25 protein-coding genes are annotated in these 20836 nt (G+C 59.2%); 14 read left to right on the top strand and 11 right to left on the bottom strand.

What is annotated here, in order from left to right:
- Window positions 1-464: 464 nt before the first annotated feature.
- Together H8S45_RS09355 and H8S45_RS09350 are read left to right on the top strand one after the other, a co-directional pair.
- The gene (locus H8S45_RS09355) at window positions 465-731 is read left to right on the top strand and encodes a type II toxin-antitoxin system Phd/YefM family antitoxin (RefSeq protein WP_147574642.1); all 267 of its coding nucleotides are present in this window, start codon (window positions 465-467) and stop codon (window positions 729-731) included.
- Window positions 724-1032 carry a type II toxin-antitoxin system RelE/ParE family toxin gene (locus tag H8S45_RS09350; RefSeq protein WP_147574643.1) on the top strand — a complete coding sequence of 103 codons (309 nt, stop codon included), beginning with the start codon at window positions 724-726 and terminating at the stop codon, window positions 1030-1032. The genes H8S45_RS09355 and H8S45_RS09350 overlap by 8 nt, the downstream gene beginning before the upstream one ends.
- Window positions 1033-1034: 2 nt before the next feature.
- Here H8S45_RS09350 and H8S45_RS09345 read toward each other — a convergent pair whose 3' ends face one another.
- On the bottom strand, window positions 1035-1415 hold the full coding sequence (locus tag H8S45_RS09345; protein ID WP_054328279.1) for a hypothetical protein: 381 nt from the start codon (window positions 1413-1415) through the stop codon (window positions 1035-1037).
- Between the two features lie 77 nt (window positions 1416-1492).
- Here H8S45_RS09345 and H8S45_RS09340 point away from each other — a divergent pair, with 77 nt between their 5' ends.
- A complete protein-coding gene (locus tag H8S45_RS09340; RefSeq protein ID WP_054328280.1) occupies window positions 1493-1708 on the top strand; it encodes a hypothetical protein in 216 nt (71 codons plus the stop codon).
- 374 nt (window positions 1709-2082) lie between these two features.
- Here H8S45_RS09340 and H8S45_RS09335 read toward each other — a convergent pair whose 3' ends face one another.
- Genes H8S45_RS09335 through H8S45_RS09325 form a run of 4 tightly spaced genes read right to left on the bottom strand, consistent with a single transcriptional unit; the run spans window position 2083 to window position 3448 of the window.
- The gene (locus H8S45_RS09335; protein ID WP_107630990.1) at window positions 2083-2361 is read right to left on the bottom strand and encodes a hypothetical protein; all 279 of its coding nucleotides are present in this window, start codon (window positions 2359-2361) and stop codon (window positions 2083-2085) included.
- A gap of 10 nt (window positions 2362-2371) precedes the next feature.
- Window positions 2372-3073, bottom strand: a complete 702-nt coding sequence (locus tag H8S45_RS09330) for a hypothetical protein (RefSeq protein ID WP_054328282.1) — start codon at window positions 3071-3073, stop codon at window positions 2372-2374.
- A 57-nt stretch (window positions 3074-3130) separates the two neighbouring features.
- The gene (locus tag H8S45_RS16590) at window positions 3131-3259 is read right to left on the bottom strand and encodes a hypothetical protein (protein ID WP_256435199.1); all 129 of its coding nucleotides are present in this window, start codon (window positions 3257-3259) and stop codon (window positions 3131-3133) included.
- 30 nt (window positions 3260-3289) lie between these two features.
- A complete protein-coding gene (locus tag H8S45_RS09325) occupies window positions 3290-3448 on the bottom strand; it encodes a hypothetical protein (RefSeq protein ID WP_153802400.1) in 159 nt (52 codons plus the stop codon).
- 262 nt (window positions 3449-3710) lie between these two features.
- On the opposite strand from H8S45_RS09325, the gene H8S45_RS16315 reads away from it, so the two are divergent.
- The 3 genes from H8S45_RS16315 to H8S45_RS09315 all read left to right on the top strand — a co-directional run bounded on the left by H8S45_RS16315 (window position 3711) and on the right by H8S45_RS09315 (window position 4910).
- Entirely contained in the window at window positions 3711-3854 is a 144-nt protein-coding gene (locus H8S45_RS16315; RefSeq protein ID WP_243182426.1) for an IS110 family transposase, read from the top strand.
- Between the two features lie 29 nt (window positions 3855-3883).
- Window positions 3884-4456 (top strand): IS110 family transposase, encoded by a 573-nt coding sequence (locus H8S45_RS09320; protein WP_054328283.1) that lies wholly within the window; start codon window positions 3884-3886, stop codon window positions 4454-4456.
- Between the two features lie 94 nt (window positions 4457-4550).
- The gene (locus H8S45_RS09315; protein WP_054328284.1) at window positions 4551-4910 is read left to right on the top strand and encodes a sporulation initiation factor Spo0A C-terminal domain-containing protein; all 360 of its coding nucleotides are present in this window, start codon (window positions 4551-4553) and stop codon (window positions 4908-4910) included.
- A 119-nt stretch (window positions 4911-5029) separates the two neighbouring features.
- Here the strand turns inward: H8S45_RS09315 and H8S45_RS09310 are convergent, their stop codons facing one another.
- The 4 genes from H8S45_RS09310 to H8S45_RS09295 form a co-directional block, all read right to left on the bottom strand.
- On the bottom strand, window positions 5030-5656 hold the full coding sequence (locus H8S45_RS09310) for a hypothetical protein (RefSeq protein ID WP_054328285.1): 627 nt from the start codon (window positions 5654-5656) through the stop codon (window positions 5030-5032).
- 12 nt (window positions 5657-5668) lie between these two features.
- Window positions 5669-6091: a class D sortase gene (locus H8S45_RS09305; RefSeq protein WP_054328286.1), complete on the bottom strand. Its 423-nt coding sequence runs from the start codon at window positions 6089-6091 to the stop codon at window positions 5669-5671.
- 131 nt (window positions 6092-6222) lie between these two features.
- Window positions 6223-7167 (bottom strand): hypothetical protein, encoded by a 945-nt coding sequence (locus H8S45_RS09300; RefSeq protein WP_147574218.1) that lies wholly within the window; start codon window positions 7165-7167, stop codon window positions 6223-6225.
- A 23-nt stretch (window positions 7168-7190) separates the two neighbouring features.
- Window positions 7191-8852: an MSCRAMM family protein gene (locus tag H8S45_RS09295; RefSeq protein ID WP_407925835.1), complete on the bottom strand. Its 1662-nt coding sequence runs from the start codon at window positions 8850-8852 to the stop codon at window positions 7191-7193.
- 112 nt (window positions 8853-8964) lie between these two features.
- Between H8S45_RS09295 and H8S45_RS09290 the strand changes: the two genes are divergently transcribed.
- The 5 genes from H8S45_RS09290 to H8S45_RS09270 all read left to right on the top strand — a co-directional run bounded on the left by H8S45_RS09290 (window position 8965) and on the right by H8S45_RS09270 (window position 14835).
- Complete coding sequence (locus H8S45_RS09290) at window positions 8965-9285, top strand: manganese catalase family protein (RefSeq protein WP_407923227.1); 321 nt, start codon at window positions 8965-8967, stop codon at window positions 9283-9285.
- A gap of 146 nt (window positions 9286-9431) precedes the next feature.
- Complete coding sequence (gene fabF, locus H8S45_RS09285) at window positions 9432-10667, top strand: beta-ketoacyl-ACP synthase II (protein WP_186949985.1); 1236 nt, start codon at window positions 9432-9434, stop codon at window positions 10665-10667.
- A gap of 12 nt (window positions 10668-10679) precedes the next feature.
- Window positions 10680-12314, top strand: coding sequence for a class I adenylate-forming enzyme family protein (locus tag H8S45_RS09280; RefSeq protein ID WP_186949983.1), 1635 nt, complete (start codon window positions 10680-10682; stop codon window positions 12312-12314).
- 90 nt (window positions 12315-12404) lie between these two features.
- The gene (locus H8S45_RS09275; protein WP_147574216.1) at window positions 12405-13040 is read left to right on the top strand and encodes a GNAT family N-acetyltransferase; all 636 of its coding nucleotides are present in this window, start codon (window positions 12405-12407) and stop codon (window positions 13038-13040) included.
- 178 nt (window positions 13041-13218) lie between these two features.
- Window positions 13219-14835: a mannitol dehydrogenase family protein gene (locus H8S45_RS09270; RefSeq protein ID WP_147574215.1), complete on the top strand. Its 1617-nt coding sequence runs from the start codon at window positions 13219-13221 to the stop codon at window positions 14833-14835.
- A 60-nt stretch (window positions 14836-14895) separates the two neighbouring features.
- Here H8S45_RS09270 and H8S45_RS09265 read toward each other — a convergent pair whose 3' ends face one another.
- Both H8S45_RS09265 and H8S45_RS09260 read right to left on the bottom strand, forming a co-directional pair.
- Window positions 14896-16176 carry a sensor histidine kinase gene (locus H8S45_RS09265; protein WP_107630999.1) on the bottom strand — a complete coding sequence of 427 codons (1281 nt, stop codon included), beginning with the start codon at window positions 16174-16176 and terminating at the stop codon, window positions 14896-14898.
- Window positions 16177-16188: 12 nt separating this feature from the next.
- Complete coding sequence (locus tag H8S45_RS09260) at window positions 16189-16896, bottom strand: LytR/AlgR family response regulator transcription factor (protein WP_054326731.1); 708 nt, start codon at window positions 16894-16896, stop codon at window positions 16189-16191.
- Between the two features lie 215 nt (window positions 16897-17111).
- Here H8S45_RS09260 and H8S45_RS09255 point away from each other — a divergent pair, with 215 nt between their 5' ends.
- The 3 genes from H8S45_RS09255 to H8S45_RS09245 are packed head-to-tail and all read left to right on the top strand — an operon-like array spanning window position 17112 to window position 20787.
- Entirely contained in the window at window positions 17112-17876 is a 765-nt protein-coding gene (locus tag H8S45_RS09255) for a TraX family protein (protein WP_054326730.1), read from the top strand.
- A 14-nt stretch (window positions 17877-17890) separates the two neighbouring features.
- Window positions 17891-18634 carry an ABC transporter ATP-binding protein gene (locus tag H8S45_RS09250; protein WP_054326729.1) on the top strand — a complete coding sequence of 248 codons (744 nt, stop codon included), beginning with the start codon at window positions 17891-17893 and terminating at the stop codon, window positions 18632-18634.
- 20 nt (window positions 18635-18654) lie between these two features.
- Window positions 18655-20787 (top strand): FtsX-like permease family protein, encoded by a 2133-nt coding sequence (locus H8S45_RS09245; RefSeq protein WP_147574213.1) that lies wholly within the window; start codon window positions 18655-18657, stop codon window positions 20785-20787.
- Window positions 20788-20836: the final 49 nt, after the last annotated feature.

Here is a 20836-nt window from a genome sequence, read left to right as displayed (position 1 = left end):
GAACGCATCGCCTGATACGCCAGGTTGCCGATAAGCAGCGCCCAGCCCACCGCAACAAAGATGTTTGCAATGTCGTCTATGACCGGCACGCGTTCTGCGAAGTAGGAAAGATCCACATTGAACAGCTCCATGAGCTGGTCCAGCAGATATTCCACCATCTCATACCACAGCGACGCCAGCCATTCAAACAGGGCTTTTACTAACTTTTCGAGAATTTCAGGTTCCCTCCCTTCAAGTAAAACAAAAAACCAGGCCGCATATGGGAAATATGATACGGCGCCGCTAATAGAAAAGACGCTTCAGTAACAGAAGCGTCTTTATACTATTCAGTTGTTGTCCTCATGTTTTTTCTTCCTTTCCGTCCATGCAGCTTCTTCGATCATCCTTGTAAGCACAGTATTTTGCTCTTGTACACATGGCGAAATTATCATATAATAATACCATAATTCTTGGAGGTGGCTGCAATGAAGATCAAGTCCTCTACCGTCCTTCGAAATGACTATAATGCGATCTCTACCCTCGCGCACGAAAGCCAGGAGCCGATCTATATCACCAAAAACGGGGAAGGCGATGTCGTCCTCATGAGCGTAGATGCATTTGAAAACCGTGAACAAGTTCTAAAGCACCGTGCGGCTATCCTTGAAGCGGAATTCTCCAGGCTCAGCGGCGAACCCACCTATTCGGTTGATGAAGTCCGCAAAATGCTGAAGGAGAAGTATCGCAATGCCTGACACACAGCTTGTGCTCCTCACCCCTGCATGGGAGGATATTGACCGTATCTCGGATCTGCATTTGATGCTGGTTGGGTCGAGATCCGCAGAAGAGATCACGGACAGACTGCTTGATACCATCTCACTTCTTGCAGAGCAGCCATACATGGGTGCTCTGCATCCGGATGCTTTTTTAGCGCAGCATCAGTATCGAAAGCTGATCTGCGGCAATTATGTCTGCATCTACAAAGTAATCGGCCAAACGGTCTATGTATACCGTATCGTAGACGGCCGGACAGACTATCCGAAGCTGCTGCGATAAAGTCATTCCAGCGTCGCCAGCCTGTCAAAAAGCGGGCGGACGTAGGCGATGAACGCGCCGATGCCGTTGATGATGACCCAGGCGAGCCAGACTCTTTTGAGCCACTCCCACGCGCTGTCAGCCTTTTGCTGTGTGCCGCTCATTTTGGCGCCGATAACCGCCACCGCGCTCATCAGGCCGGCGAGTACGGTTGAAATGGCGACGATCTTGGAATACACGTCCTTGATGATGCGGTCCGCCGTCCACATGTCCTCCACGGCAAAGGCCAGCGGGATCAGGACCGCGGCGATGACAGGCAGCACCAGCGCGATACGGTAAAATAAGAAGGCGCGTTCCATCCATCCGAGGGCGGGACGCGCCTTTTGCAGTTTATTTTGATTCAATGGGAAATTCCTCCTTTGGTTGACTGGCCTGTACAGCCCTGCTATAATAGGCAAAGCAATACAAGGTAAGAGGTGTGATGAAAATGGCATGGACCGATGGTAATCTGGCAAGCGCGCTTACCGAGCTGGAGGCCGCTGAACGCCGGCTGGAAGCAGGGGAGCGCAGCCGCGACCTGAAGCAGGCCGCGCAGCACGCATACAATAGCGCCTATGTCAACGAAAATCCCGCGCAGGCGGAATGGCGGCGCGAGATCCTGGAGCGGGCGCAGCATGTGATAGATGCATGCTGCTAATGTAGCAGCGCGTTCACTCCGTCTGCTTGACAAAGCGGCGCGCACCGCTTATAATAGATACACAAAGGGAACGCTGTTACAGCAGTCAGCCCCTATTGGGTATCAACAAAAGTTGACCGTTCGGGTACCAGCCGAGCGGTCAACGCGCTTTTATAAGTAAAATATGCAGCAAAAGGATTGCCCATATTACAATTCTTACGAATCGTCTCATAAAGCATCACCCCCTTTGTGGGGAGTGGGCTGACCGCCATATGTAACAGCGTTCCTGTGTCCAGTATATCACACAAGCCACTTGTCGTCTATACGTTCCGCCTTTCCAGGCGGTTTTTTTGTTATATTACGCAATTTGCAGCACTGATGATATCCCAAAACGCCTAGTGCGAGGCAGGCACATCCGCAAATCTGGTCTGGATGGTATACACGCACAGCGACCGGCTGGTCACACGGTTAATGAGCTTGACCGCTTCCGCACGGGTCAGGGTGTCCTCCGGACAGAACCGGTAGTTTCCCATACCTTCAAAATACGGCGCGGTGACGCCATTACGCAGAAACAATGTGCCGTTGTTTTTGCGTACCGCACCGGCGCTGAGCCGCACGTCGTCCCTGATATTGCTTACGGCGACTTTTAAAACGCCTTTTGCAGAAAGGCTCATAGGATAAGACCTATCCCCTACTTTGATCGTGCCATCCTCCACATGGGCGGTCTCCTGCCGACTGCCCACGCGCAGCGTGACGGTATCCAGCGTATAACTCTTGTCCGGCGAAACCGTATACGTCGCCGAGCCGCCGTCGTTCACACCCGTGCGGGATGCAGAAGCGGCCATCGATCTGGTCTATGCGGTACACCTTGCCGCCCAGCCAAACGCGCCCCTCGGACACATAGCCGGTTACGGACTGCACTCCATCGTCCAACCGTACCTCGGCGATCTCACAGCCGCGTTCAGCTTGCGCTCCGATATTCACATCATTCCCGCGCCTCACTTCAATACAGCTGCCACCTATGTCCACGCCCTTATCGCCGCTGACGCGGACGACCAGCGGCTGCTCCCCCGGCCTGCCGTTGCTGTAAAAATAGACGCTCAGATTTTCTTCTGCCGTCAACGCCATCGTGGCTTTGCCACCTGTGACCGTGAACGGATAGGTCTTGCCGTCTACGGTAGCCTCTTGCTCCGCAAGGTCTGCAGTATTCGCCGCGCCGATATCTGTATTTGCCACCTGTACGCGGGTGACCCCTGCTTCGCCGGAAGGCTCAGCGGTGATGGTCACGGTCTTGCCTGCGCCATACGTCCCGCCGTCGCTGACCTCAATGCCGCTGTCCGCGGTCACGGCGAGCCGGTAAGATACGGCTTCCGCAGCAGCGGACAAGATAAGGTTTCCAGTGCAGTTGCCTGGGACAGTAACCGTGACGCTCCGCCCCTCATGCTACAAGGGGAGCGCCATGCCGCCCGCGGTAATCTGCACCGGCATTCCCTCCGTCTTGATCTCCACGCTGGCCGATGTATCGCCATTAGAGGCGTTCACCGGCGTGATGCAATAGCCCTCTATCGGCACAAAGGATATGTCTCGGGCGATGCCGGTCTCTCACACGTTGACGCCGACCGCGCTGGATGTATAACCAGTACCGTTTTTTACTTCGCCGCGGTGCGTACCGCCCGCGGCATAGGACTGCGGGATAACCGTCGCCGCTATCAGCCACAGCGCCAGCAGTAAGATGGGGATGCGCAGTTTCTTTGTGGTCATGTTTTTTCTCTCCCGTATAATGTGGGGAACCGCATGAAACCCACTTGTTGTTCCACAATCCATGTGGGATAATAAGGCCAGCAGACAGAGGGCGCAGGTTGTCTCCTTGAAGTACAGCTTCCAAAGAGAGAATTGCGCCTCTGTCTTTGCGGGTGGACACGAATGGCTGGATAGCGAGGATGCGCTGGATATCTAACGAGGTTGTGTTCCGCAAAGAAGCGTGAGGGAACTCTGTCTGGAATTTTGAAAGAGGAGGTTTCCCATGCTCTACTGCGGGATCGACATCGCCAAATACAAACATGAAGCCACGGTCATAGGTGAGGCCGGCGCGGCCTTGCTGGACAGCATTTCATTTTCCAACAGCAAAGAGGGCTGTGAGAAGCTGGCGGCAATGTTCAGAAGCTGAACAGCTCAAGAGATGACCTGCTCATTGGCATGGAGGCCACCGGCCATTACTGGCCGAGCGCGTACGGGTATCTGCTGGAGCATGGCTTTGAAGTAAAGGTCATCAATCCCATCCAGTCTGAGGCTTTTCGGAAGATGTATATTCGTCAGACAAAGAATGACCGAAAGGACAGCTTCATTATCGCCCAGATCGTGCGCTTCGGGCAGTTCTTCGTCACGAATCTGTCACTTGTTTTCAGACACCTTTGGCGCTGCCTCTTGGGCGCCATTATCCTGAGCGAGATCGGAGACATCCATCGCTTTGACGCATCCAATAAACTGGTCGCCTTTGCCGGGTTGGATGTACGAGTCACACAGTCCGGTGAGTTTATCGGAACAAGGCAGAAAATCTCTAAACGGGGCTCACCGTATCTCAGGCGGGCCATCTGGCTATCCGCCTCCAAGGCGGCTTTTTGTGCCCCCATTCTCTCAGAGTATTACCAGTCCCTCCGTGCTCGCGGCAAGCACCATCTTACCGCGATCGGCACCATCTCCCGCAAACTCTGCAACACCATTTATGCTATTTTCAAGGAAGACCGGCCCCTGGCAGCCGGTACCTCCTAGAAACAAAAAGTGTCGAATAATAGCGACAAAAATTGAATTTCCTGTTTTTGGTTGTATTATCTTCTCAAATCTTTGTATTTGGGAGGATATACCTATGACAACCGTTCAGGATACGTTACGTTTATTCGGCATTACCAGATGCTACAAAGGGTTTCAGCACACCGCCCATGCCATCTGTCTGGTAGTTCATGATGAATCTCGTTTAGAGGCTGTCACAAAGAAAATCTATATGGAAACCGCCTCTCACTTCCACTGCAAATGGACTGCTGTGGAACGCAATATCCGAACTGCCGCTGCAAGAGCATGGAAAGTCAATCGTCCTTTGCTGTTCGAGATGGCCGGCTATCCGCTGGCCTGTATTCCTACCGCCTCCGAATTTATTGAGATCCTGGCTTCTTACATACTGCGTTTATCCCAACCGCAGACCCAACTGCGGCCTCTTGCTATGCTTTGATCCCTCCTTATCTCCCTTTCGTTTTTTCACTCAGACCTCTTGAATTTTTACCGCTGGCTTCTCCATAAAATACAATGAGCCGGTATGAACGGAAAAGGTCATACCGGCTCATGCCAATATTATAAGGCTTGGTTTGAAATGAGATAAGCGGCGGTCCTGTCAAATGCGGGCGAGCTTTCCTCCGCCTGCATATCCGGTATGGAGCGCCACAGGCGGTCCACCCGGGCGACACCGCCCAGATCAGTGTAGACCACCAGCTGCTCCATACCGACTTTGTCATTTTCCAACCGCAGATGGACTGCATATCGGGTCTCGTTGATCTGTAGCGGCTGGGTGTACTGGATCAGGTCGAATTCGCTCGCATCTGCCCAGTGGTACAGCTCGCTTTCGGCCAGTTCGCGCACCGTACCGTATGCGCCCAGGTGGATAGCAGCGCTGTTCAGCACCAGCTCCGCGCTGACCGATGTGAGTTCATCCGTTCCGGCAGACGGCTCCTCGCCCGTATCAAGTGCATACAGGGCGGCCGTACCTCCTGACGCGAGTTCCACATCACGCCGCACCAGCGGCACATCCTGTACCGTCTCATTCTCTGCATCATCCCATCCCTCCAAACCTGTCTGTTCCATCTGTGTAAATACCGCCGTGTCCGTATCGGGTACCTCCATTTTCGGTGTATCGTCTGCGCAGCCTGTGGGCAGAAGCAGAGCCCCCGCCATGCAGGCGGCGATCATGCCGCGGAATTTCATTGTATCATCCTTTCATCGCATTTCCTGTCCGATCACGCAGAACCGGTAAGCCGGTTCGTTCGCGATACAGGTGAGCATAGTGATCTGGTCGCCTGCCGTGGGGTTCAGCACGTCCGTATCTGTAGCAAGGATGCGTCCGGCAAAGGTAACGCGGTAGGTGCGGATGCCGAGCGAGGTCTTATAAGTGACGACATCCCCAACCTGCACATATTTCAGATTTCCGAAATACGGCCACGAGCCGCGGTTGTGGCCGCAAAACGAAACATTTCCATTCCAGGCGCTTGTCCCGTCCACATGACCGGCGCCCTTTTTCATATTCTCATAGGTGGCTCCAGGGTAGACATAAGCGAAAATGCCGCGGCTGCCGATGGAGACCGCACCGAAATGCCCATTTGTGGTGGTGAGCTGGCTTTGGGCAGTGTAGCCACCTCCCATACCCTCCAGCCGGTTAAAGGACAGGCCCTCCAGCCATCTGGCGAGCCGCCGGCGCAGGATGACCGTATACTCGGTTTCCTCATGCCCCTGTAAAACCGAAAGCCGTACTTCGGCATCCGTACCCGCACATACTAGCGGCTTACGACGTCATGGATGCGGCGCTCCTCGTTATAGACATAGATGTGGACAATATGCCAACGCAGATACCAGAGCACTGCCGCCAGCAGGAACAGGGCTGCCAGCCCTGTCACGATCGCGACCTGCGATACGGTAACGTCCGGATCCAGCCCGGGCAGGACCGGTATCTTGTTTCCCGTATAGGTCACGGTGTAGACCACGCTCCCGACACTGGTTTTCCCCACCTCGCCCTTGTAGACTGCTGTAGCGCGGTATCCGTCCGCCACTTCGCGGGTCGTATAGGTGGTCTTGCTGTATGTCGCCGTTGCCGTCCAGACCGCGGTAACATCGGAATCCTCCACGTTTTTCGTTTCAGACCAGCTCAGGCCTGTCAGCGGCAGGGTCAGCCCGTCTGCCTGCACAGTCTCCGGCACAAGGCTGCGGTCATTGTAGGCCAGCTCATACGTTTTGGTGACGGTATGTGGGTGGCCGTCCGTGACCGTGCTGTATCCGGTCGCCTCCACCTGAATGCTCTGCACGTCCAGCAGCAGTTCGCCGGTGTAGCCGTCTTTGCTGTATGGTCGTGTCGCTGGGAACTGGCCGATCACATCCGCCAGCTCACCGGAGGGCGCGTCCACCGTGACCGTTTCCTCGGCCTGCTTTTTGTCTGTTATCTCCTGGTCGGCCTTTTCCATACGCTGATAGCGGTACCAGTAGCCGTCCTGAGAAAACGGCTCCTCACGGAGCAGAGCGGGATCGATGTCCGGCGCCAGCTCAAAAGTCTTGGTGAGTGTCGGCACTCCGTTGATCTCAACCAGTTCGGTGCTGACCGGCTCAAAGCTTGCTTTGTCGCCGTCGAGCAGCACCTGTTCGCTTTCCTGTACTGCGCCCGCCGCGCCGATAAACAGCGCGGCGAGCAGCGGCATAATCAGCCTCTGCAGTTGTTTTCTGTTCTTCATATTGCAAAGCCCTTTCTTTCTTTTTAGAATCCAGTCTGCGGGAGCGTAGGCTTGGTATATGTGGGCGCGCGGTAGATTTTAGTCACCCATGCGCTGACAGCGTTGTCCCACTCGCCCTGATACGAGCCGCCGCAATCCGCGCGGTTGATGATGTTATAACCATTCGCCATGTAATCCGGCACATAGACCAGCAGCGTCGCTTTCTCGGTCATTTTGAAGCCAGCCGGTACGGTGCCGAACTCAAAGCGGATATCGGTCACATATTCGCCGGCCGCCAGTTTGAGTGAGCCACTGTCGATCTTGAACGAGTATGCGTTAGTCAAAAGCAGGTTATCTGCCAATGTCCGGTAATCATTCATGTTGGTCTTAAAGGTGATCTTATACCAGACGCGGGCATTGTAGGTACCGGTGGTCAGCGTGGCCGCGCGCACCGCGTCCGTGGGAATGCGGTCATGCCAGAAGAAGTTGTCCAGCGTAACATTCGAGTTATTTGCAATGTTCGTGAAGTCATACCGCATATTCGAGCCGGCGTCTACCGTGTAGTTGCCGGTCTTTTCAATGGTGGTCTGGATGTTTGCCGGGTCGTTGTACATCTCGATCTGCACCACGTCGCCTTCCACCTTGGGCTTGGCCTCTACCTTTTCGTTGTTCAGCTGATAAAACCGCGGCACCTGCACCTCCTGCACATAGTAGCGGCCCAGTGGGATCGGGTTGGAGGCGGCAATGCCTCGGGAATCCGAGGTCATGGTGTCCACCACGCGGCCGATGTCGGCGTTGGTGATCTCGAACACCGCGCCCTCGAGCAGGCTGCCTTTCGACTGATTCGTGACTGGGTTGTCCTGCGAAGACTTTTTGACCACCTGTATCTGGCCAAGGATCGGGGTGTTTTCCACGACAAGCTCGGTCGTCTCGCCGCGCCGGACGCGGAGCGTGCGCACGGTATCGTCCAGCACATAGCCTTCCGCGGCAGCGACCTCCTCCACCTTGATCTTGATTTCGCTCTTGCCGTCTGTCAGCAGGTTGTCCAGTTCGATGTAGCCGTCCTGATCGGTACTGTACTCGCCAATCAGGTTGTTGTGCCCATCCTTGATGAGAAAGCGTACCCCATAGACGCCCTCGCCTGTCACGGCGTCGACCTTTTTAATGCGCACGCCGGCGAGCTTTTCATTTTCAAAGGTGACGGTCGCCAGCTCCCCGGACGTTACAATCACGTTCTGCGGGGTCGGGTCCAGCCGGTAACCCTCCGGACAGGATAGCTCGGTCACAATATAGACGCCGTCCTCCAGACCGGAAACCGTCACAAGGCCGGAGGAATCCGTGGTGTAAGTGCCGACCATCTCGCCATTCGCCTTTTCCACTGTAAACGCGCAGCCGTCCAGCGGCTGGTTTGTACCTTTGACGACTTTGCGGATCTGCAATCCGTATGCCTTTTTATTCGTGAACACCAGTTCCATGCTCCCGCTATCCTTGATCTCAAAGGTCTTGGGTGTATCCTGCAAAATATACCCGTCCGGCGCTTTGATCTCCGTCACAATATAGCTGCCTGCCGGCAGTCCGTCCAGTGTGATAGCGCCGTTTGCGTCGGTTTCGGCTTCCCTGACAAACTCGCCTCTGGATTTGGTGATCTTGAACACAGTCTTTTTGAGCGGCTGGCGGGTATCCTCGTCTATCTTCTTATATGTGATACGACTACTGCATAGTCATATTACTCGACGTGTTGAACAGCTTCCCGCTCTCCACGTCGAGCAGACCTTTCAAGTAGTATAGCAGTATGGTTGTAGTGTAAGGGGAGGCAGCTTGTCCTATCTGTTTCGAATGATATGTTGTTCTTTTGCAGTTGCAGCAGAGCAGAAAGCCCGCACGACCTATGACAACCTGCTGCGCCTGATCGACAATCCAGATGTCCGCGAGCCGCTCAAATTCCTCCGTGAACGGGAGATCGTACACTTCCAGCGCTTCGGCGACGCCCTGCGCGTCGTGCAGGAGAACCTGGACGCGAAGAACTACTATGCCTTCAATCCCGCAATCGACATCCGCCCGCCTGAAAGGACCTGGGCGCCCAAGCTGCCCAACCTTTCCGCCGGCGCTGCGGCGCCTGCCGAACCGAAAAAGGCCTGAGTTTTCCTTTCCCAGCCTCCCCGCTGCAGCGGGGAGGCTTTTGTTATTGAACATATTATAAGGTGAAAATACTTTTATTTTTTCGCTTAATCTGGTATACTATACATGTATTTCTATCAACTGAATATAGAAATTGAGGAATGAGTATGACAGAAAAAACACTGGTAATCACCGGCATGGGCGCGGTAACGCCCATCGGCATCGGGGTCGCCGCCTACTGGGAGGCGCTCAAGGCCGGCCGCTGCGGTGTAGGCCCGATCACCCGTTTCGACGCATCCGGCCTGCCCGTGCAGATCGCGGCCGAGCTGAAGGGTTTCGCCCCCGTCGACCACATGCCCAAGGCGCTCGCGCGCACGATGGACCCCTTCATGCAGTTCGCTTTCGCTGCCGCGCAGGAGGCGCTCGGGAACAGCGGGCTTTCGGTTTCGGGCGAGCCCGACCGCATCGGCATCGTGATGGGTACGGCGATGGATGGCGTGACCACGGTCGCGCAGACACAGTCCGCGTTCGACGCGGGCCACCGCGTCGGCCCCCGCTTCGTGCCTATGACCATCGGCAACATCGCCGCCGCGCAGATCGCCATTGCGCATGGCATCTGCGGGCCGAGCCTGACGCTCAACACCGCCTGCTCCGCGGGCGGCGACGCGATCATGACCGCCGCCATGCTGCTGCGCACCGGCGAGGCGGACGCGGTACTCGCGGTCGGTGGGGAAAGCATCCTGTGTCCGATTGTGGTGTCCGGCCTGTCGCAGGCCAAGGCGCTGTCCCGCCGTAACGACGACCCTGAACATGCCTGCCGCCCGTTCGACCTCGACCGCGACGGGTTCGTTATCGGCGAGGGCGGCGGCGCGCTCATCATCGAAACCGAGGAACACGCCCTGGCGCGCGACGCCGATATATACGCCGTGCTGGCCGGCTGGGCCAACACCTCGGACGCGCATCACGTCACCGCGCCCTGTCCGGACGGCGCGGGCGCCGCGGCCTGTATGAAGCGGGCGCTCGGACGCGCCGGCCTGCCGCCCGCCGCCATCGGCTACATTAATGCGCACGGCACCTCCACCCCGTTGGGGGACAGGGCGGAAACGCTGGCGGTCAAGGCCGTGTTCGGCGGACGCGAGACCGCGCCCCCCATGTCCTCGACCAAATCCGCCACCGGACACCTGATGGGCGCGGGCGGCCTGACCGAGGCGATCGCCTGCATCCTAGCCATCCGTGACGGTATCCTGCCGCCCACCCTGCACCTTGAAAATCCAGATCCGGAATGCGACCTTGATTATGTTCCCAATCAGGCCCGCCGGGCGAATATCGACTCAGCCATGAGCAACTCCCTCGGCTTCGGCGGGCAGAACTCCAGCATCGTCCTTTCCCGATACCAGAAATGAGGCCCCTTTGAAATGAAGAATGAATATACCTATGATGTGTCCATGTTTCGGGACACCTTTGAGACTCGGTTCACCTATTTGAACGGTTTTTTACGCAACGTATCCCGTTTCGGCGCGCGGCCGGCGCTGCACGACCCTCTCTCTGGCCGCCGCTGGACCTACCGCGAGCTGAATGCCGCAGCCAACCGCTTGGCGCACGCGCTGCGCGCGGACGGGGTGGGGAAAAATGACGTGGTGATGTTCGCCCTGCTCAATTCTCCTGAATTCGTGTTCTGCTATCTGGCGGCGCACAAGATCGGCGCCATCGCCTGTCCGGTCAACTACCGCCAGGGCGCGGGCGAAATCGCGCTCGTGATCGACGACAGCCGCCCCAAGGCGTTCCTGTACGACGCTGCCTTCGGCGAACTGTCCGGCGGCGCGCTTGCGCTGTGCGAGTACAAGCCGCAGGCCGTTGTGATGGTCGATTACCGGGGCGGCGCGCAGGCGCCCGACGGTCATGTCTGTTATCCGGATTATGTGTCCGGCCAGCCGGAGACCGACCCGCCGGTCGATTTCGCCCCCCATATCTACGACGAAACCACCCGCCTGTATACCTCGGGTACGACCAACCGGCCCAAGGGCGTGCCGATCAACAATGTCAACGAGGTGCTTTCCGCGCATGATGTGATGATGCATTTCCCGCTGGGTCCGACCGACCGCACGATGAATATGACCCCTTGGTTCCACCGCGGCGGCATCCATTCGGGTGGCCCCTGCCCGACCCTGTACGCGGGAGGCGAGGTCGTCATCCTGCGCGACTTCGCGCCCAAGCGCTGTCTGGAATACACGGAAAAATACCGCATCTCTTTCCTGATCGGCGTACCGACCATCATCGCCATGCTCGCGCGCACCCAGGAACGCACGCCCGCCGACCTGTCCGCGCTGCGCGGCATCGTAACCATGGGCGCGCCGTTTGAAAAGGCCGCATGCGAAAAATACATGCAGCTTCTGACCCCCAATATCTTCAACGGCTACGGCACCACCGAAACGTTCTGGAACACTTTCCTGCGTCCGTTCGACCTGCCCGCCCGGGCTGGCTCAGCCGGCCGCTCCTGCACGGACGACGAGGTGCGCCTGGTCGCCCTCCGCGCGGACGGCGCGCACGCGGAGCCGGAGGATACCGTCCCGCGCGACGGGGAGACTCCGGGCGAGATCATCATTTCCTCCCCCGCGAAAAGCGCGTTTTGCTATTTCAATAATCCGGAAATGACCGCCCGAAAATTCTATAAGGGCTGGCTCTACACCGGCGACGTGGGTACCTGGGATGAAGATGAATTCGTTACCGTTGCCGGACGCAAGGACGACATGATTGTGTCCGCGGGCGAGAATATCTATCCGGCGCAGATTGAAGCCGTGCTCAACGGCCACCCCAAGGTCGCGGAAAGCGCGGTCATCGGCGTGCCGGACGCGCTGCGCGGCGAAGTCGTGGCGGCATACGTCGTCCCGTCGGACGACAGCCTGACCACAGAGGAGCTCAAAGCGTACTGCGCACAAAGCCCCATGCTGTCCTCCTATAAGTGGCCGCGCGTCTACCATATCGTTAACGAGCTGCCGCACACCGCAACCGGCAAGCTGATGCATTACAAGCTGCGCGAGGCACTGGGCTGACCGGCAGGGGGAACCGTGCAGTGGGCTGCGGGACGCCGGCCGTCCTGCAGCTCCTTTTTATCCGTCGACAAACCGAAAGGAGATGGTCACATGATGGTGATACGCAATGAAACGGCAGGCGACTATACCGCCGTGGAAACGCTCACACGCCGTGCTTTCTACAATATTTATATCCCGGGCTGTGTGGAGCATTACCTGGTCCACTGCATGCGCGGGCATGCGGACTTCCTGCCGGAGCTGGATTTCGTACTCGAGCTGGACGGGCAGGTCATCGGCAATATTATGTATACAAAAGCCAAGCTGGTCGGCGAGTCGGGTATGGAAAAGGATATCCTGACGTTCGGCCCGCTCAGCATCGCGCCGGAGTATCAGCGGAAAGGCTATGGGACGCGGCTGATGGAGCATTCGTTCGTGCGTGCGGCCGCCCTTGGGTATGATGGGATCGTTATTTTCGGCAGTCCCGCCAATTATGTGGGCCGCGGCTTTCAGAGCTGCAGGCGGTTCCATATCGCCACGGAGGACGAGCGCTTCCCCGCGGCGATGCTGGTCAAGGAGCTTGTCCCCCATGCACTCGGCGGGGAACGCTGGGTATATTATGGCAGCCCCGCTATGGAGGTCGATGAGAAGGCGGCGGCGCGGTATGATGACAGCCTGGAGCCCATGGAAAAGCGCCGTCTGCCCAGCCAAGAGGAATTTTATATCATAAGCCGCTCCTTCCTGGCATAGGCAGGGCGGGGCTGCCCCGCCCTTTCCGAGAAAGCGCAGCGCGGCGGCCGGAATGGAAAAATGCAGCCGCCGCGCTTAAAAAAACATTGTTTCATCTGCGTTTTTGGTATACTATATATATGAGTATCCATCGGCACACCGCATTCCCATTCTTATGAACACCAAAGGATGTGAACCCATGAAACTTTCTCTTGAAAACCTTTCGCAAAACCTTTCCTGGAAAGGCTACCGCCTGCCGCAGTATGATATCCAGGCTGCCCGCGATTACACCAAGGCCCATCCGGTCTGGCTGCATTTCGGCGCTGGCAACCTGTTCCGCGCTTTCCCCGCTGTGCTTGCACAGCGCCTGCTGACCGCCCGCCTTTCCCGAGCCGGCGTGATCTGCTGCGAGGGCTATGACGAGGAGCTGATCGACCGCTGCTACCGGAGCTGCGACCATCTCTCGATCGTCGCGACCGTGTATCCCAACGGCACGGTCAACAAGGAGGTTGTCGCCTCGGTCACAGAAAGCCTGAAGATGAGCGAGGACGAGGACCGCCTGCGCCAGATTTTCACCAGCCCCGACCTGCAGATGGTGTCGTTCACCATCACGGAAAAAGGCTACGTCCTGCGCGACGACCAGCGCCATTTTTTACCCGCGGTCGGTCAGGATATCCTGCAAGGCCCGCAAGTTGCTTCCACGTTTGCCGGCCGCATCACGGCACTGTGCCTCTCGCGCGCCCGCGCCGGTCTTGCGCCAGTCGCGCTGGTTTCGCTCGACAACTGCCAGAACAACAGCCACCTGCTCCGCCGCATGACGACCGACCTCGCCGGTGGCTGGCTCGAACACGGACACATCACGCAGGAGGACTTTGACTATATCACCAAAAAGCTGACCTACCCGCTCTCCATGATCGACAAGATCACCCCGCATCCGGACGAGCGCGTCTGCGCTATGCTGCAGGAAGACGGGCTGAGCGGCATGGAGATCTTCACGACCTCCAAAAGCACGGTCGCCGCGGCCTATGTCAATTCCGAGCGTCCGCAGCACCTGCTGATCGAAAACGATTTCCCGAACGGCCATCCCGCGTTCGAGCAGCTCGGCGTTATCCTGACCAGCCGCTCGATCGTGGAAAAGTCGGCCCGCATGAAGGCCTGCACCTGCATGAACCCGATGGACACCGCGCTGGGCCTGTTCGGCTGCCTGCTCGGCTACACCCGCATCTGCGACGAAATGCAGGACCCCGACCTGGTGAACCTGATCACCCGCATGTCCGAACGCGAGGCCATGCCGCTCGTCACCGACCCCGGCGTGATCGACCCGTTCGCGTTCCTGCACGAGGTGCTCGGCGAGCGGTATCCCAATCCATTCCTGCAGGATACGCCCCAGCGCATCGCGACCGACACCAGCCGCAAGCTCGCCATCCGCTTCGGGGAAACGCTCAAGGCCTATTATAACTCCCCCGTACCCATGCATCGGGCGACCCACCTGACCTATATCCCGCTCGTGCTGGCCTGCTGGCTGCGCTATCTCGTCGGCGTGGACGATGAGGGTCAGCCGTTCCAGCTCAGTCCGGACGCGCGGATCGGAAACGTCCACAAGCTGCTCGGCGAGGTCCGCTTGGGCGACCAGGTGACCGAGGAGCGCCTGTACCCGTTGCTTTCCAGTACCATGTACTTCGGCATCAACCTGTTCGAGGTCGGCGTGGGGGAAAGGGTCGTCGCACTGTTTAACGAGTTGAACCGCGGCCCACACGCGGTCCGCGAGACCCTGCACAAATACTGCGGCGAAAAAGAGCCGGAACCCGCTTGGTAAAAAACACAAAAGCATCGGATGAAAAATCATCCGATGCTTTTTTCTATGACGCGCTGCCAGCTATTCGGTCCGACTTTCCGCAAGGGGCAGGCAGGCCACCAGCTCAAACTTCCCATCCCGTGCCGCCGCCTCGAGCGTGCCGCCGTAACGCGCAGCGATCTCGCGCATGCCGCGCAGGCCGAAGCCGTGCGCGCGCTGGTCCGCCTTGGTGGTGCCGAACAGCCCGTCCGGCTTTTCCTCCCGCTTGCCCGCGTAGGCGTTGACCACGCGCAGCATCAGCAGCCCCTTCTCCGCGCGGGCGCGCACGGTGATGTGCCTGTCCACCGCGTCCTTCGCCGCCTCGACCGCGTTGTCCAGCGCGTTGCCAAACAGCGCGCACAGGTCAGGGTCGGCGACCGGCAATTTTTCCGGCAGGAAGACGCGGATATCCGCCTCCAGTCCCGCCTCGCCGATCTCGCGCGCCTTGGCGGATAATACGATATTGACCGTGTCGTTTTCCGTAAAGCGTCCGGCGCCGGAGGGGCCGGACGCAGCCTGCAGGCTGCGCACATACTCAGCCGCGCGGCCGGCCTCCCCCTGCTCGAGCAGGCCGGAAAGCGCGGTCAGGTGGTTGCGCATATCGTGCCGCAGGCGGCGCACCTGCTCCTGCTCACGCCGGATGCCCTGGTAGTACAGCTCGCGCATATCCGCGAGCTGATGTTCCTGCTCAAGCGCCTGGTGCCGTGAAAGCAGCACGACCGCGAGTAGCAGCGCGACCGAGGAGACGAACACGAACGGCAGCAGCGTGTAGAACGCGGCATCGAGCACCCCGTCCACAATCTCCTCCGTGTAGGCGCGGACGTTCCATAGGGAGAACGCCAGCTCGCTGAGCAGCGGCGAGAGCGCCAGCAGCCCCAGCAACGCCCACAGTCGGCCGGAGAGCGCGATCTGCCGGCCGTCCCGCAGCGCGCGGCGCACGAGCAACCACACCGCGGCCCAAGCCGCCAGCTTCCACACGACCGCGCCCCAGTAGTCCGCCGAGCCCGGCAGCACCGCGCGCGTGTCCACGATCATGCTCCACGCGATGATCCATTCAAAAAAAATCACGCCCACCACCAGCCGCGCGGCCAGACTGCCGCCGTAGCCGATCAAAAAAGCAGCGATCAAGAACGGGAAGTAGTAGAGCGGGTTGCCGTCCCCCATCCACGTCGGCATGCCGAGCGCCGCGCCCAGCACCAGATACGGCGCAATCCAGCGCACCCGCCCCTTGGGCGCAGCCAGAAAGCGCAGCGCCGTGCGGGCGGGCAGGACGCCGCCCAGCAGCACGGTCGCCAGCCATGCAAGAAAGTCCCATGCCGTCATCTGCGCGCCCCCTTATTCCAGCATGGCGCGCGCGATGGCCGCGAGCGCCGTGGGCTGGCAGGACCGGCTGATCGGCAGCTTCTCTTCCCCGATCACGACCGTGCCGCCCTCCACGCGGTCGACCGCGCCCGCGCGCACCAGATACCGTTGGTGGATGCGCACGAACGCCGCCCCCACCGCCTCGGCCACATCGTCCAGCCGCGCGTAGAAGGTCAGCCTACGCGTATCGGTCACGCAGGTGACCTGCCGCCGGTCGGAGTAGAAATAGCGGATGGACTTTTTCGGGATGCGGAACAGGCCGTCCGTATTGCGGCACAGGAACACCTTGTCTGCCTCGTTAAACTGCGCCGCGAGCGCACGGGTGAGCACATCGCCGATCTGCTCGGGCTGGGGCGGCTTCATCACATAGCCGAGCGCGCCGACCGCGTACCCGTCGAACACAAAATCCGTGTAGCCGGTGACGAATACGAGCTGCAGGGCGTCGCTCCGCTCCCGCAGGGCCTTGGCGGCTTCCATGCCGTTCAGGCCGCCCATCTCGATATCCAGGAATACGAGATCGATCTCACCCGTGTGCTTTTCCATCCAGCCGAGCAGCCCCTCGCCCGAGGAAAATTCATAGATCTGGCACTCGACCGCGCGCTTGTCCAGCAGGCGCTCGAGCATAGCGCGCAGGCCGAGCCGCGCCTCCGCTGAATCGTCGCAGATGCCGATGCGAAGCATGGGCTTCCCCCCCTTTGTTTACTCTTTACCAGAACAAATTATATCACAAGGCTTCCCTTTCGCCAAACCAAACTTTACAGCAGACGTGCGGATTATGACGTCCCACGCTGCCCGCCGGCCAAACGTTACATCAGCCCTGCCATTTTTGGCAGGGCCGTTTGTTTTCGCCCGCCGGCCGCGGTATGCTGGAGACAAGAAAAAGGAGGACATCGGCCATGACTGCAAAGCTGACTTTATCCCGCATCCGCACCGTACTGACCACGCCGCCCACGTTTGAAGCGGGCGCGCCCAGGCTCAGGACCAATCTGGATACGAATTTCCTCAAGCTCATCGCCATTTTCGCCATGCTGATCGACCACATCGGCGGCGCGTTCTTCCCCGAGGCGGCCTGGTTCCGCTGGGTGGGGCGCATCGCGTTTCCGATCTTCTGCTACTGCATGACGGTCGGCCTGCTCTACACGCGGGACATTAAAAAATATCTGTTCCGGCTCGGCCTGTTCGCGGTGATCTCCCAGCCGTTCTATGTGCTGGCCTTCCACCCGCATGACTTTGTCGCCCAGTTCACAAACTGGAACATCTTCTGCACGCTGTTCCTGTCCCTGCTCGCCATGTACGGGCTCAAGGAGCGCAAATGGTGGCTGTTTCTCGCGGCGTTCTTCGTGGTTTCCTGGTGGAACTTCGACTATTCCGGTATGGGCATCCAGTACATGCTGATCTTTTACCTGTGCCGCAACCATCCGGCCGTGGGCGCGGCGCTGTACTGCGCGCAGTTCATCACCTGCCTCGGCGTGATGCCGGGCGATCCGCTGAGCCTTGCGGTCGGCGGCCTCTGCATCGACTGGTCGTTCTTCGCCGTGTTTGCCGCGCCGCTCCTCTTCCTCCCCACGTGCCTTGACCTTAAGATTCCCAAATGGGTATTCTATGCGTTCTATCCCGCGCATCTGGCGGCCATCGCCGTAATACAATTCGTTATTTTTTGAAAGGAGTATCCGTTATGTTATCTGTTCAAGACCTCCACAAATCCTATCAGGTCGGAAAAACGACCTATGAGGTGCTCAAAGGCGTATCCCTTGCCGTAAATGAGGGAGAATTCGTCGCCGTGATGGGACCAAGCGGCTCGGGCAAGACCACGCTGCTCAACTGCATCTCCTGTTACATCCCCGCGGACAGCGGCAGCATCACCCTGCGAGGGGAGGAGCTGGCCCGTCTGGACGAGGACGCGCTCGCGCAGGTGCGCAACCGCAAGCTGGGCTTTGTGTTCCAGGACTTCCTGCTGCTCGACGGGCTGACCGTGCGCGAAAACATCCTGCTGCCCCGCATCATCGCCGGCCAGGCTGGACGCGACATGGAGAACGAAGCGGACAGCCTGTGCGACGTATTCGGCATCACCGCCATCAAAAACAAATACCCCGCCGAGATCTCGGGCGGCGAAAAGCAACGCACCGCGGTCGCCCGCGCACTCATCAACCACCCGCTGCTCATTTTGGCCGACGAGCCAACCGGCAACTTGGACTCCAAGTCCTCCCGCGCGGTCATCGACAGCTTTGCGCAGGCGCGGCAGGCACTCGGCGCGACCATCTTCATGGTCACGCACGACTCGTTCGCAGCCTCGTTCTGCGACCGCGTGGTCATCCTGCGCGACGGCGTGGTATGGCGCGTACTCGCCCGCGCGGACAAGGCGCGCGGTGCGTTTCAGGACGAACTGCTGGACGCCATCCGCGAAATGTCAGCGGAGTAGTATAGGGGGACGTGATCACGATGAAAACCTTTTCCGAAGTCTACGCGGCGCTGCGCCGCAAAAACCGCGGGCAGTACGGGCTGCTCACGGGGTGCTGCTTCTTTTCCGTGCTGCTCATCACTGCCTATGCGTGCATGATGCGCTCGCCCACCATCCTCACCATTCTGCCCGAGGGCGGCGACAGCCGCAAGCAGGTTGTGATGGTGTTTGTACTGGCGGTGCTGGGCTGCGCGGTATTCACCACCTATGCCGCAGGGCTGTTTTTCCGCCAGAAATCGCGCGCGACCGGCGTATTCCTCGCGCTCGGCGCGTCGCGCGGCCAGCTCCGCCGCGAGCTGGTCAAGGAGCTTACTCTGATCGCGTTCGGCTCGTGCGCCGCAGGCGCGGCGCTGGGCGCGCCGCTCGCGTGGGCCGTCTGGCAGGGCTTCCGCACCTTCCTTGTGGACTCGCAGGAGATGCCGCTGTCGTTCGACCCGCAGGCCTACCTGCTCGCGCTGGCGTTTTCGGCCTATGTGGTCGTGATGCTGTTCACGCTCGCCGCGCGCTTCATCCGCCGCACCAACATCATCGACATCGTGCAGGAATCCCATAAATCCGAACCCATCCGCACGGTGCCGCGCTGGTACGGACCGGCCGGCATCCTGCTGATGCTGCTCGGCGCCGTGCTGGGCTATATGATGCCGACGTTTTTCGTCAAGGTGCTACACTGGTATGCCCCCGGCGCGGTGGACGCGCTCTTCTACCTGCCCGCCCTTGCCGGCCTGTACATGGTGCTGCTGCACACAGTGGTCAACGGCTGGAGGCGCGGCGCAAACCGCTATAAGCACATCATCTCCGTCTCCATGATGAAATTCCAGGGCCGCCAGACCGTGCGCAACATGCTGGTAATGACCCTGCTGATCGCGGGTGCGTACTTCGCCTCGTTCTACGCGCCCATGCTGTCCACCAGCTCGGAAAACGCCTACGCCGCGCGCCCGATCGACTACGAATACCACTGGCGCGCGGACCAGTCCCTGCCCCAACGGGACGAGGTGCAGGCGCTGGCGGAGGAAACAAACGTCGAGATCACCTCCTGGGCGCAACAGGGCGCGGCCGTACTGGGCAAGGACGGCACCTACTCCATCGAGACGGATACCGGCTTCGGCACCACCTACACGACCGCATATGCCAAGCTGCTGCACGGCGCAACCTTTTTCTCGGAAAGCGCGTACAACGCCCTGACCGGACAGGACGTGGATATCCCCGCGGGCGCGTGCGCCAACATTCTGGACGACGAGGGCGGCAGCGGCTATCTTTCGGGCGGCGACGCAACCCACCTGACCAACATGGCGACCGGCGCGGAGCTGGACGTGACCCCGATCGAGCCGCTGCGGTACACCATGCTGCTTGGCTGCTATGTGCTGGACGATATAGACTACGCCGTGCTCACCGAGGGGCTGACCGACGTATGGCGCGAGGAATATGTGTTCTTTAACGTGACGGATGTGGAGAATAGCTATCCCTTCGCCAAGGCGCTGTTTGATGAGATTGTGGACCGTTCGGGTCCGGAAGTCGAGGTCGGGGACTATTACGACGATGTAGCGGCCGCGCTGGCCGCACAGGCGGGCGAGGTCTACGACTATTCCCCCGAGGCGGCTGCCTCCCGCGGCCTGTTCACGCCGGAGTACAGCGACCGCGATTCCTCCGGCTTCCGCAACTACTGGAAATACATGCCTCAGTTCCGCATCCTCGACCAGAACGACTTCGTCACCACCATGGCGGTGTTCCTCATGCTGTTCATCTTTATCGCCATCGTGTGCTTTGCGGCGGTCATCGTCATCGCATTTACCCGCTGCATGACCATCGCGCTCGTCAATGCCCGCGTGTATGACGACCTGCGACACCTCGGCGCGTCCAACGGCTATCTGTTCCGCTCGGTGCGCGGACAGATCAGTCGGGTGTTCCTCGTCCCCGCGCTGGTCGGCACCGGATTGATCTGGATATTCTATATGATGATCATGTACTTCAACGGCGACCCCCTCGGCTTTACCCGTTCCGAGTTGGCGGGCATGGGCGCGTGCCTGATCGTGGTCGCGGCGGTATCCGCGCTGCTGTATCTCGTGTACCGCGTGACACGGAAAAGCGTGTGCCGCGCGCTGCACATCCATTCCTAAACCATTTTTCACAGGGCGCGCTTTTAAGCGCGCTCTGTTTGTGCTACAA

This window comes from Agathobaculum faecis, from assembly GCF_014287995.1.
Classification (GTDB): Bacteria; Bacillota; Clostridia; order Oscillospirales; family Butyricicoccaceae; genus Agathobaculum; species Agathobaculum ammoniilyticum.
The sequence above is the reverse complement of the archived record's forward strand: the minus strand, read 5'-3'. Positions and strand labels throughout refer to the sequence as shown.